11 protein-coding genes are annotated in these 12,833 nt (G+C 50.4%); 6 read left to right on the top strand and 5 right to left on the bottom strand.

Translation table 11 applies throughout. From position 1 onward, the window contains the following. Positions 1-59: 59 nt before the first annotated feature. A complete protein-coding gene (locus FDW87_RS06940) occupies positions 60-1,358 on the bottom strand; it encodes an anaerobic C4-dicarboxylate transporter (protein WP_019077234.1) in 1,299 nt (432 codons plus the stop codon). A 76-nt stretch (positions 1,359-1,434) separates the two neighbouring features. Next, positions 1,435-2,154 (bottom strand): aspartate/glutamate racemase family protein, encoded by a 720-nt coding sequence (locus FDW87_RS06935; protein ID WP_016156986.1) that lies wholly within the window; start codon positions 2,152-2,154, stop codon positions 1,435-1,437. A 347-nt stretch (positions 2,155-2,501) separates the two neighbouring features. Here FDW87_RS06935 and hypT point away from each other — a divergent pair, with 347 nt between their 5' ends. The 4 genes from hypT (at position 2,502) to FDW87_RS06915 (ending at position 6,934) form a co-directional block, all read left to right on the top strand. After that, positions 2,502-3,419 (top strand): hypochlorite stress DNA-binding transcriptional regulator HypT, encoded by a 918-nt coding sequence (hypT, locus tag FDW87_RS06930; protein ID WP_256372291.1) that lies wholly within the window; start codon positions 2,502-2,504, stop codon positions 3,417-3,419. Between the two features lie 303 nt (positions 3,420-3,722). After that, on the top strand, positions 3,723-4,664 hold the full coding sequence (locus tag FDW87_RS06925; protein WP_137379558.1) for a pseudouridine kinase: 942 nt from the start codon (positions 3,723-3,725) through the stop codon (positions 4,662-4,664). Then, positions 4,652-5,587 carry a pseudouridine-5'-phosphate glycosidase gene (locus FDW87_RS06920; RefSeq protein WP_016156984.1) on the top strand — a complete coding sequence of 312 codons (936 nt, stop codon included), beginning with the start codon at positions 4,652-4,654 and terminating at the stop codon, positions 5,585-5,587. Before FDW87_RS06925 ends, FDW87_RS06920 begins: the two co-directional genes overlap by 13 nt. 96 nt (positions 5,588-5,683) lie before the next feature. Continuing rightward, a complete protein-coding gene (locus tag FDW87_RS06915) occupies positions 5,684-6,934 on the top strand; it encodes a NupC/NupG family nucleoside CNT transporter (RefSeq protein WP_003027431.1) in 1,251 nt (416 codons plus the stop codon). Positions 6,935-6,977: 43 nt separating this feature from the next. Here FDW87_RS06915 and FDW87_RS06910 read toward each other — a convergent pair whose 3' ends face one another. From FDW87_RS06910 to FDW87_RS06900, 3 genes are all read right to left on the bottom strand, one after another. Beyond that, entirely contained in the window at positions 6,978-8,066 is a 1,089-nt protein-coding gene (locus tag FDW87_RS06910) for a sugar kinase (protein WP_019077230.1), read from the bottom strand. Positions 8,067-8,068: 2 nt separating this feature from the next. Continuing rightward, on the bottom strand, positions 8,069-8,926 hold the full coding sequence (nfo, locus tag FDW87_RS06905) for a deoxyribonuclease IV (RefSeq protein ID WP_046275457.1): 858 nt from the start codon (positions 8,924-8,926) through the stop codon (positions 8,069-8,071). A 71-nt stretch (positions 8,927-8,997) separates the two neighbouring features. Beyond that, the gene (locus tag FDW87_RS06900) at positions 8,998-10,047 is read right to left on the bottom strand and encodes a YeiH family protein (protein WP_016153726.1); all 1,050 of its coding nucleotides are present in this window, start codon (positions 10,045-10,047) and stop codon (positions 8,998-9,000) included. Between the two features lie 244 nt (positions 10,048-10,291). Here FDW87_RS06900 and yieE point away from each other — a divergent pair, with 244 nt between their 5' ends. Then, positions 10,292-11,164: a DNA-binding transcriptional regulator YeiE gene (yieE, locus tag FDW87_RS06895; protein WP_016153725.1), complete on the top strand. Its 873-nt coding sequence runs from the start codon at positions 10,292-10,294 to the stop codon at positions 11,162-11,164. 203 nt (positions 11,165-11,367) lie between these two features. After that, a partial coding sequence (locus tag FDW87_RS06890) for an amino acid permease (protein WP_137379568.1) occupies positions 11,368-12,833 on the top strand: 1,466 nt, incomplete at its 3' end.

The following is a 12,833-nucleotide window of genomic DNA, read 5'->3' as shown; positions in this document are numbered from 1 at the left end:
CAGAGATTTCTCTGCCCCTTTTTTTATCCATTAAATCTGCCTGGCTGTGTTAAACCGGTTCAGGCAATCATTGGCGCGATGATAAAACCAAAGGCAACGCCAGCAATGATCCCGCCAAGCCCTGGCAACATAAACGGATGGTTTAAGACATACTTACCCACGCGCGTTGTCCCGGTGGTGTCGAACTCCATTGCCGCCAGCGAAGTCGGATAAGTTGGCAGAACAAACACGCCGGTCACTGCGACATAGGAAGCCAGAATGGCCCATGTGGGTACGCCGAGCGCGACGGCAAGAGGGATAATCAGCGGCGTGGTGGCTCCCTGCGAATAGAGAAGCGCGCAGGTACCAAACAGCACCAGCGCCAACAGCATCGGATAAGCCCGTAGAATATCGCCCGCGATATCCTTTATCTCCGTTAAGTGGGCATCAATGAAAGTTGTGCCCAGCGTAACAATCCCCAGAATCACTGCCAACGAACTCATACCCGCGCGAAACGTGGATGTCAGGACAATCGCGTCTGTTGATGTTTTGCATAGCACCACCATCAGACACGCGGCAGCTAGCATGCAGATAATGATAATATCCCGGGTATTCATTGCATTACCTGCATCGAATCCAGGGCGCAATTGAGGGCATGCGGCAAGAATAACGATGACCACCGTTGCCAGCATAAACAGGGCGACTGACAGTCTGGCACCTGGCGTTGTGCTGTTTTGCCCTGCATATTTACGCACCAGTCCTTTTTGCAGGCGTTCCAGATAGACTTCATCATCCTGTAGCTCACATCCCTGACGTGAGGCGATAAAAGCGGCGACCATCGCGGCGACAAATGAGGCAGGCAGACAAACCGCCATGACCTGAATAAAGCTGATACCGTTGCCTTCCATAATAGTCAGCATAGCGGCCATTGCGGCACTGATCGGCGAACCGGATATCGCCACCTGAGAAGCGACTACGGAGCCTGCGAGCGTACGAGAAGGGCGAATACCTGACTCTTTGGCAACTTCGGCAATCACCGGCAGAGTAGAAAAGACGATGAACCCTGTTCCCGCCATAATCGTCATCGACCAGGTAATAATCGGCGCAATAATATTGATATATTTAGGGTTACGGCGCATAAAATTACCGGCAATGCGAACCAGATAATCCATGCCTCCGGCGGCCTGTAGCGCCGATGCCGCCACCACCACCGTCATAATAATAAGAATAACGTCAACGGGTGGTGAACCAATTTGCAGCCCAAACCCCAGCGTTAAAATAGCCAGCCCCAGCCCGCCGCATAAACCAATACCAATTCCGCCAAGGCGGATACCGAAAAATATTGCGCCCAACACTACGATAATTTCTAGCCAAATCATAATGGCCTCCGCCAGAGAGTAATTTGTAATTAAAATGGATTTTTATTTAATGCAACAATTAAACAGGTATGGACATTCATTGTGCCAAAAGGTGATTTTTACCCACGCGTTTCTCGTACCATTTAATACCGGCACGAACCAACGAACCGGTTGAATCAATATATTTTTCAGGTAACTTTTTGACTGCTTCAGCAAGAATGACAGGAACTTCAGTACATCCGAGCACGATGACTTGTGCCCCGCGTGAGAAGAGTGCTTCAGCCTGTTCATTCATCAGCGTTTGTGCCCGCTTAGCATCACCAGCTTTTAAGCAATAGATGCTTTCCATCACTTTTTCCTGACTGGATGAGTCAGGGCTGATGCAGGTTAACCCAAGAGATTCTATGCCTTTTTGATAGAGGCCCATGTATAAAGTGGCGTTGGTGGCGAGTAATCCGATTTGCGATTTCCCGCAGTTTTTAACCTCATTGATGGTCGTTTCAACGATACTGAGCAGCTCTGTATGGCAGCACGCTTTTAATTCATTAAACCAAAAGTGGGCGGTGTTACAGGGGATCACAATACACTCGGCGCCAGCATCTTCGAGTTTATGCATATAATCGCGCATTGCCGGAAGTGGGGAATGACCATGATGCATTAACGCGTCGGTTCGGTCAGGAATGTCAGGAATAGATGAAATAATTAAGGGGATATGTTCCTGGTCACGTTGCGCAGCGGTAAAAGTGACGAATTTATTAAACAGATCGACCGTTGCAGCAGGTCCCATACCACCAAGCACGCCAATTAAACCTTTCACGATATATACCTCAATTCACCGATGATTAATATTCAGAGCCGGGTTGTGTCTGCTGATAATGTTTAACAGCAGTGTGACGTGAGGAGAAATGCAATAATGTATGGTTCAATGCAAAAACCGCATGACTGTGGTTTATTGTGTAACCTCAGCAGGCCGGTATTCGGCCAGAGGCTACGCGTTACGCGGCGGGCAAGCGGTCGTAACCGATAGGGAGAGAAGTATGTTAATGTTAAAAATGAAGCCTTGATGCAAAAAACGAATCACCAGGCGCTAATGATGAATGTCATCTCCGGAACTATTCAGGCATGATGCTTTAAGGCTAATAGGCATATTTAAATATCTGCGTGATAAGCATGAAAAATATTGAGACAAAATGGTTATATGACTTTTTGACGTTGGAGGCATGCCGTCATTTTTCCCAGGCGGCTGAGGAGCGCAACATATCCCAACCGGCGTTTAGTCGGCGGATCAAGGCGCTCGAATCAGCCGTGGGTGTGCTGCTTTTTGATCGCACAACGAGCCCACTGCAACTCACGGAAGAGGGCAAGCTATTTCATTCGCAAACCCGTAGTTTATTGCAACAGCTGGAATGCAATCTGGATGAGCTAAGCGGCCACAATTTACTGGGTGTACCCAATATCAAAATAGCGGCGGCACATTCTTTGTCGCTGACGATGTTGCCCAGATTGGTGCACTCAATGGCAGCCTGGGGTGAGGAGTTTGTCTATCACGTTGAAGCTATTGATGTTGTTCAGGCGGTGAATACTCTGCGCGAGGGGAAAAGCGATTTTATTATCTCCTTTCGGGATGAAGACTTAATGCAGTCACCTTTCTGCGGCTTGAAGGTTTTTGAGTCTGAACTGTACCCCGTGTGTGCTGCAGATGCGCAGGGTAAGGCGTTGTTTGATATCTATCAGTCGCAGGCACCGATTCTGAACTATACCAGCACATCCTACATGGGAAGATTGGTAAACCGTCATCTGGCGGAAGTAGGCGGCATTTCAGCTCGTACCCTGTTTATGTCTTCGATGAGTGAGTTATTAAAAAATATGGCATTGGATGGGCATGGTATCGCCTGGCTGCCGGCGTGGACAATCGTAAACGAACTGCGCGAAAAGCGGCTGGTTTGTCTGCAGACGCCGGAACTGATGGTGCCTATTCAGGCTTATATTTACCGAATGGATACCCGGTTGAATAAAACGGCTGAGCACTTCTGGCGGATTTTGTACAACCATATGCCAGAGGACCTTGTTTCGCTCAGTTGATACGAACCGGTTCGCCTGGCGCATCTGAAAAATCTCCGGTTTTGCCGGAGTTAAACTCTTTAGGCTGCTTTAATTGTGTACTACCTCTCATTTTTTCTTTCCTTTACAGACTGTATCTATAAAAAATTGTGATTCTGTTCATATCTATTGAGTTTAGATCTTGAATATGGATTTACTTTGTCAAAAACACGCTTACTATGAACATATGTTTGATAGTGAACATGTGCTCTAATAACCTGATGTGTGGCGTTGGTTATTTTTAACGAACTCATTTGTGGCAAGTTAATTGCCAGGGGACGTGCTATGCGTGAAAAGGAATACATAGTAACTATTGGCTCGGCCAATATGGATGTTGCTGGGTATTCGCATGCTTCTCTAAATTATGCGGATTCGAATCCAGGAAAGATAAAATTCACCCCCGGCGGAGTTGGACGTAACATTGCACATAATCTCGCGCTGCTGGGGAAAAATTCATGGTTACTGACGGCGGTTGGTAATGATTTTTATGGACAATCGTTATTGGCGCAAACCAATCAATCCGGAGTTCATGTTGATAAGTGTCTTATCGTTCCCGGAGAGAATACGTCCAGTTATTTATCATTGCTTGATAACACCGGTGAAATGTTGGTTGCCATTAATGATATGAGCATTACCGAACATATTTCAGCAGATTTTTTATCACAGCATCATGATTTTATTCGGCAGGCGAAAGTCATCGTCGCCGATTGCAATATCAGCGAAGATGCCCTGGCATGGGTGCTGGAAAATGCCGGAGAGGTTCCGGTGTTTGTTGACCCGGTATCGGCATGGAAATGCGTCAAAATTCGCGAGCGGCTTGGACAAATTCACACTCTTAAACCCAACCGGCTTGAAGCCGAAACGCTAAGCGGTATTGCGCTTTCCGGGCATGATGACGTGGGTAAAGTCGCCGCCTGGTTTCATGATCGCGGCTTAAATAGGCTAGTGCTCAGCATGGGCGGTGACGGTGTTTATTACAGTGATATTGCGGGAAGTCGTGGTTGGTCGCTGCCGATTAAAACTCACGTCATTAATGTTACCGGGGCTGGCGATGCGATGATGGCTGGACTGGCTTCCTGCTGGGTAGACGGCATGCCCTTTATTGATTCGGTTCGATTTGCGCAGGGTTGTTCATCAATGGCGTTAGCCTGTGAATATACCAATAACCCTGATTTGTCTGTTGCGAATGTAAGCTCATTAGTGGAGAACACAGAATGTCTGAATTAACTCTTTCCTCTGAATTATTACAAATATCTCCAGAAGTACAGGAAGCATTAAACAGTAAGAAGCCGATTGTTGCACTTGAATCAACCATTATTTCTCATGGTATGCCATTTCCGCAGAATGCCCAGACAGCGATTGAAGTAGAAGAAACTATTCGTAAACACGGTGCGGTTCCTGCGACCATTGCCATTATTGGCGGAATAATGAAAGTTGGTTTAAGCAAAGATGAAATTGAGCTGCTTGGGCGAGAAGGTCATAGCGTTACGAAAGTAAGTCGTCGTGATTTGCCGTTTGTGGTCGCGGCAGGAAAAAATGGTGCAACGACTGTTGCCTCAACCATGATTATTGCCGCCCTGGCGGGAATTAAAGTATTTGCGACAGGGGGAATAGGTGGGGTTCATCGTGGTGCTGAACATACCTTTGATATTTCCGCGGATCTGCAAGAACTGGCGCATACCAATGTCACGGTAATTTGTGCCGGGGCGAAATCTATTCTTGATCTCGGCTTAACTACTGAATATTTAGAAACCTTTGGTGTGCCGTTAATTGGTTATCAAACCAACGCGTTGCCAGCATTTTTCTGCCGTACCAGTCCGTTTGAGGTCAGTATCCGTCTGGACAGTGCGCAAGAGATTGCCCGTGCCATGGCGGTGAAATGGCAAACGGGTCTCGACGGCGGTCTGGTTGTTGCGAACCCCATCCCAGAGCAGTTTGCGATGGCTGAAGAGAAAATTAATGCGGCAATCGATCGGGCGGTAAAAGAAGCGGAAGATCAGGGCGTCGTGGGCAAAGAGAGTACGCCGTTCCTGTTAGCGCGGGTTGCAGAGCTGACCGGTGGTGACAGCCTGAAATCAAATATTCAGCTGGTGTTCAACAATGCGGTACTGGCCTGTGAAATTGCGAAGGAGTATCAGCGCCTCGTCTGACAGAATTTCCCGGGCAGAATGCGGTCGCCCGCGAATATCAAACCTACCAAAACCTGGCGATAACGCCGGGTTTCCTGGCATGAAGGGAATTTCATTATGGATATAATGAGAAGTGTTGTGGGTATGGTGGTATTACTGGCCATCGCGTTTCTGCTGTCAGTAAATAAAAAACGTATAAGTCTGCGTACGGTCGGGGCTGCACTGGTACTGCAAATCGCAATCGGCGGCATTATGCTGTACTTCCCGCCAGGAAAATGGCTGGTTGAACAGGCTGCGCTCGGTGTCCACAAGGTAATGTCATACAGTGACGCGGGAAGCGCATTTATCTTTGGCTCCCTGGTAGGGCCAAAAATGGATGTGCTGTTTGACGGAGCCGGGTTTATCTTCGCTTTTCGGGTGCTTCCGGCCATCATTTTTGTGACCGCACTGATCAGTCTTCTCTACTACATTGGCGTGATGGGGCTATTGATCCGCATCCTCGGCGGTATTTTCCAGAAAGCGCTGAACATCAGTAAGATCGAGTCATTTGTCGCCGTAACGACGATTTTCCTCGGGCAAAACGAGATCCCGGCGATCGTGAAGCCGTTTATTGACCGCCTGAATCGCAATGAGCTGTTTACCGCTATTTGTAGTGGGATGGCCTCGATTGCTGGCTCAATGATGATTGGTTACGCCGGAATGGGCGTTCCGATTGACTATTTGCTGGCGGCATCGTTGATGGCAATTCCTGGCGGTATTTTGTTCGCGCGTATGCTGAGTCCGGCAACTGAAGAATCTCGCGTCACTTTTGAGAACCTGTCATTTACTGAAACGCCACCGAAAAGCATCATCGAAGCAGCGGCGAGCGGAGCGATGACCGGGCTGAAAATTGCTGCTGGCGTGGCGACGGTCGTAATGGCATTTGTCGCCATTATCGCGCTGATTAACGGCATTATTGGCGGAATTGGTGGGTGGTTTGGCTTTGGTCACGCCACTCTGGAAGGGATCTTTGGCTATGCGCTAGCCCCGCTGGCGTGGATTATGGGTGTGGACTGGAGCGATGCGACGCTGGCAGGCAGCTTGATCGGACAGAAGCTGGCGATTAATGAGTTTGTCGCTTATCTCAACTTCTCGCCGTATCTGCAAACGGGTGGAACGCTGGATGTGAAGACCATTGCGATTATCTCGTTTGCGCTGTGCGGTTTCGCTAACTTTGGTTCGATTGGCGTTGTCGTCGGGGCATTTTCGGCGATAGCGCCACAGCGTGCCCCGGAAATCGCGCAGCTTGGCATGCGCGCGCTGGCAGCAGCAACGCTGTCAAACCTGATGAGCGCCACTATAGCCGGTTTCTTTATTGGGCTGGCATAGCGAAAATAATGCCGGATACGCGTAGCGCCATCCGGCATTACATTTAAGCAGTTTGCAGCAAATACAAGGCGTTATCTGCTGAGAGGGTTGGGTTGTTGATGCTGACGCTGGCTCGCGATAATGCCGCGCAGGCCATGGCAAAGTGAGCGCTTTCATGAAATTCACTACCTTCCAGAAAGCTGTACAGCAATCCCGCCATAAAAGCATCGTCGGCGCCAAAACTGTCTACAACCGTATGCTCAGGAGGCGTCAGTAAAAACTGTTCTCCGTCCTTTTCGCTGCAAAAAACGGATTCATCTTCCAGGCAAACAAAGATTCGTTTTACCCCTTGCTGATGGAGACTATTAACGGCCAGTACGCGATCGGCATCTGAATGAATAGGTTGACCCCACAAAATCGCCAGCTCTTTCTGCGTTGGTTTTAGCGTATGAATACGCGTAAACCAGGTCTTCATTTTTGCCGCTTTGAACTCTGAAACGGTGTCAATGAATACCGGAATATCATCAGCAATAGTAAAGACCCACTCAATGGCTTCGGCAGTCAGATTGCAATCTGCCAGTACGACACCGGAATGGCGGATCAAATCTCGCGAACTGTTCAGTAACTGCGGCGTCAGTTGTTGCAGGATATGGGTATCGTTAATTGCCAGTACGGTCTCTTCCTGCTGATTAGCGATCGACAGGTAAGTTGAGGTGTTATGTCCATGCAGGCGTATGCAACTGGAAACGTTAACACCGGCCTGACGCGTTTGTTCCAGCAATGTTTCGCCATAGAAATCACTGCCAACAGCGGAAATTAAGTGGACGTCACGGCCCAGCAGCGCCAGGTTGTGGGCGATGTTGCGTCCCACGCCGCCTGCCGAGCAGTGAATGTTACCAGGGTTAGAGGCAGCCTGAGGATAGTGGATGTCAGCAACACCACGAATATCCATATTGATCGCCCCGACAACCACGCAATAATCCTGTTCGGTAAGGATATAACCTTTACCTTTGATCATGCCTTTACGCATCAAATCCATAATATGCGCAGCAACGCGTGAACGGCTGATCTGCAAAATATCGGCGATTTCATTCTGCTGAATCAACGGATTGCGACGCAGGATCTTAAGGATCTGCTTTTCCCTGTCGTTCATGATTATGCCACCGCTTTTTCTGTTTGCTGGGCTTTCAGCCAGGCAATCTCTTCTGCCCAGATATCCGGATTAATCGTTTCCAGCACCAGCGGAATGCCGTCAAAACGATTGTCCTGCATGATCCAACGGAAGGCATCGTGGCCAATATTGCCTTCACCTAAGCTGTGGTGACGGTCAACTCGACTGCCAAATGCGCTCTTGGCGTCGTTCAGGTGCATACCGCGTAGGTACCTGAAGCCGACAATACGTTCAAATTCCGCAAACGTCTTTTCGCATTCCTCGACGGAGCGCAAATCGTAACCGGCCGCGAAGGCATGGCAGGTATCAATACAGACGCCGACGCGGGACTTATCTTCGACGCCGTCGATAATGGCGGCAAGGTGCTCAAACTTAAATCCAAGGTTGCTGCCTTGTCCGGCGGTATTTTCGATAACTGCCGTAACGCCCTGGGTCTGAGCAAGGGCGATGTTGATGGATTCGGCAATGCGCGCCAGACACTCATCTTCCGGGATCTGCATCAGATGGCTGCCCGGGTGAAAGTTCAGCAAGGATAAGCCCAGCAGTTCACAGCGCTGCATTTCATCTATAAACGCATCACGTGATTTTTCCAGCGCATCGCTAACCGGATGACCGAGGTTAATCAGGTAACTGTCGTGAGGCAGGATCTGGGCGGCAGTATAGTGATACTTCTCGCAGGCAGATTTAAAATCATCAATGATTTCGGTGGTCAGCGGCGCGGCACGCCACTGGCGCTGATTTTTGGTGAACAGGGCGAATGCGGTCGCTTCGATTTCTGCGGCTCGAATAGCGGCGTTAGCCAGACCGCCAGCGGCGCTTACGTGCGCTCCGATATATTTCATAAATTTAACCCGCCATACTCAAATACAAAAAGGGAGAGTATAGCGGGTTAATAGAGGTGAGTCGTGATCGTTTATGCCATCAGCGCGTGGATAGCGACGTTAATCGCACCGCCACCCACAATCAGCCAGACAAACAGCAGCAGGGCCATCAGTAACGGTTTGGCACCGGCTTTTTTCAGCGCGCTAACGTGCGTGGTCAGCCCCAGGGCAGCCATCGCCATTGCCAGCAAAATGGTGTCCAGCGTTACCAGCATGTTCACTACTGACTGTGGCAGCAGGTGGAACGAGTTAAAAATTGCGACCACAATGAACAGGATGGCAAACCATGGAATGGTTATTTTGCTCTTCTCACCGCCCGTGGCCGGAGACAGTTGTTTAACGCGTGCGGCCAGGAGGATAAGGAACGGTGCCAGCATCATGACGCGCAGCATTTTGGCAATAACCGCGGCGTTTTCCGCATCCGGGCTAATGGCGTGCCCGGCAGCCACAACCTGTGCAACTTCATGCATGGTGGAGCCAATGTAAATGCCGTAGGTTTCTGGGCTAAACCAGTGTGAAAGCAACGGATACATCGCCGGATACAGGAAGATAGCGATAGTACCGAAGATAACCACGGTGGCGACAGCGACGGTCACTTTACTGGCTTCTGCTTTCACCACTGGTTCGGTTGCCAGCACTGCGGCGGCACCACAAATGCTGCTCCCCGCGCCAATCAGCCAGCTGGTGTGACGGTCCAGACCAAATACTTTCTGCCCCAGGAAACAGGCAATCATAAAGGTACTGCTTAGCGTTAACACATCAATCACGATACCGCTGACGCCGACGTCAGCAATTTGCGCGAAGGTGAGGCGGAAACCGTAGAGGATAATCCCCAGACGTAATAAATGTTGTTTCGCGAACAGCACGCCGCCGTCACAGCTTTTCCAGATGTGCGGATAGACGGTGTTGCCGAGAATCATCCCCAATAAGATGGCTAAGGTGAGGGCGCTGAACCCGGCACCTGCGACGGCGGGAATGGACCCTCCCCATAAGGCGACCCCAGTGATAACTGCACTCAGGGCAAGCCCCGGAATAAAATGCCACGCTGTACGACGATGAGTCTGTAAGGTGAGTTCTGTCATATCCTTCTCCTTTATCTGGGTAAAAGAGTAAGGCGAAGTGGTTTAAAAATAAAATTGATTATATATTTATAATTAATCTATATAAGTGGTATACCCGTCATACTTCAAGTTGCATGTGCGTTGGCTGCGCTCGTTCACCCCAGTCACGTACTTAAGTACGCTCCGGGGGATGCTCTCTCTTGCCGCCTTCCTGCAACTCGAATTATTTAGGGTATAAGTAACGGCTATCCGGTGGAAAACGACTATGCATATCACCCTGCGACAACTTGAAGTGTTTGCTGAGGTACTAAAAAGCGGCTCAACGACCCAGGCATCTGTCATGCTGGCATTGTCGCAGTCGGCGGTGAGTGCGGCGCTTACCGATCTGGAAGGGCAACTTGGCGTGCAACTGTTTGACCGTGTCGGCAAACGGCTGGTGGTTAACGAACACGGACGCTTGCTTTATCCGCGCGCGCTGGCGTTACTTGAGCAAACGACCGAAATCGAACAGCTTTTTCGCAAAGATAATGGCGCCATTCGGGTCTATGCCAGTAGCACCATCGGTAATTATATTCTGCCCGCCATGATCGCTCGTTATCGCCAGGACTTCCCCGATTTGCCGCTGGAACTTAGCGTGGGCAACAGCCAGGACGTGATCAATGCGGTGCTGGATTTTCGGGTAGACATCGGGCTGATTGAAGGGCCGTGTCACAGTACGGAAATCATCTCTGAACCGTGGCTGGAGGACGAACTGGTGGTGTTTGCCGCACCGTCGTCACCGCTCACAAAGGGGCCCGTTACGCTGGAACAGCTGGCTGCTTCGCCGTGGATCCTGCGTGAGCGAGGATCGGGGACGCGTGAACTGGTGGATTACCTGCTGTTGTCTCATCTGCCAAGATTTCAGATGGCGATGGAGTTGGGGAACTCCGAGGCCATTAAGCATGCGGTGCGCCATGGTCTCGGGATCAGCTGTTTGTCGCGTCGGGTCATTGCGGAGCAGTTACAGGCAGGGACGCTGAGCGAAGTTACCGTGCCACTGCCGCGTTTAGTGCGCACTCTCTGGCGCGTTCATCACCGGCAAAAACATATCTCCAATGCCATTACGCGTTTTTTATATTACAGCGACCAGGTTGAGTAGGGCGAATAGCGCGCTAACTCTCGTCAGGTCACCCTATACATAATGGCTGTTACGTCTTAACCGCCTTGTGCCGCCCGTTTTCTGCTTTACTTATAATCCGCGGCCAGTCATGAAGGTCTCTTATAACAGCGCATTTGTGCCGGAAGAATGCCATTTCGTCTGCTACAATCGCGCCTCATTTTTTGGATGGATAGCATTTTCACATGGTTTCCGAAACTAAAACCACAGAAGCGCCCACGCTACGTCGTGAACTGAAGGCGCGTCACCTGACGATGATTGCCATTGGAGGCTCCATCGGTACAGGTCTTTTCGTTGCATCTGGTGCAACTATTTCTGCGGCGGGTCCTGGCGGCGCGTTGTTCTCTTATATCCTGATCGGTCTGATGGTGTACTTCCTGATGACCAGCCTCGGTGAACTGGCTGCCTATATGCCGGTTTCCGGCTCGTTCTCCACTTACGGTCAAAACTACGTAGAAGAAGGCTTTGGCTTCGCGCTGGGCTGGAACTACTGGTACAACTGGGCGGTAACGATTGCCGTTGACCTGGTGGCCGCACAACTGGTGATGAGCTGGTGGTTCCCGGACACGCCGGGCTGGATCTGGAGCGCACTGTTCCTCGGCGTTATCTTCCTGCTGAACTACATTTCCGTTCGCGGATTTGGTGAAGCGGAATACTGGTTCTCGCTGATCAAAGTTACCACTGTAATTATCTTCATCGTGGTTGGCGTGATGATGATTTTCGGTATCTTCAAAGGCACTCAGCCAGTGGGCTGGAGCAACTGGACGACCGGTGATGCACCGTTTGCCGGGGGTTTTGCCGCTATGATTGGCGTGGCGATGATCGTCGGCTTCTCCTTCCAGGGAACTGAGCTGATCGGTATCGCGGCAGGCGAATCTGAAGATCCTGAAAAGAACATTCCACGTGCGGTGCGTCAGGTGTTTTGGCGAATCCTGCTGTTCTATGTGTTCGCGATTTTGATTATCAGCCTGATTATCCCGTACACCGATCCGAGCCTGCTGCGCAACGATGTGAAAGACATCAGCGTTAGCCCGTTCACGTTGGTATTCCAGCATGCGGGTCTGCTGTCAGCCGCAGCAGTAATGAACGCGGTTATCCTGACGGCGGTACTGTCAGCGGGTAACTCCGGGATGTATGCCTCCACACGTATGCTTTACACCCTGGCATGCGACGGTAAAGCGCCACGTATTTTCGGCAAACTGTCTCGTGGCGGTGTACCGCGTAACGCGCTGTATGCGACGACTGTGGTGGCGGGGCTGTGTTTCCTGACCTCGATGTTTGGTAACCAGACCGTGTACCTCTGGCTGCTGAACACCTCCGGGATGACGGGCTTTATCGCCTGGCTGGGGATCGCTATTAGCCACTATCGCTTCCGTCGCGGTTATGTGTTGCAGGGTCACGATGTGAAGGATCTGCCGTACCGTTCTGGCTTCTTCCCACTGGGTCCGATCTTCGCCTTTGTGCTGTGCCTGATTATCACTCTGGGCCAGAACTACGAAGCGTTCCTGAAAGATAGCATTGACTGGGGCGGCGTGATGGCAACCTATATCGGTATCCCGCTGTTCCTGATTATCTGGTTTGGCTATAAGCTGGCGAAAGGAACTCATTTTGTTCGCTACAGCGAAATGAAATTCCCGGATCGCGTGAAGAA

Source organism: Citrobacter sp. wls826 (genome assembly GCF_005281245.1).
Lineage (GTDB): Bacteria > Pseudomonadota > Gammaproteobacteria > Enterobacterales > Enterobacteriaceae > Citrobacter > Citrobacter braakii.
The sequence above is the reverse complement of the archived record's forward strand: the minus strand, read 5'-3'. Positions and strand labels throughout refer to the sequence as shown.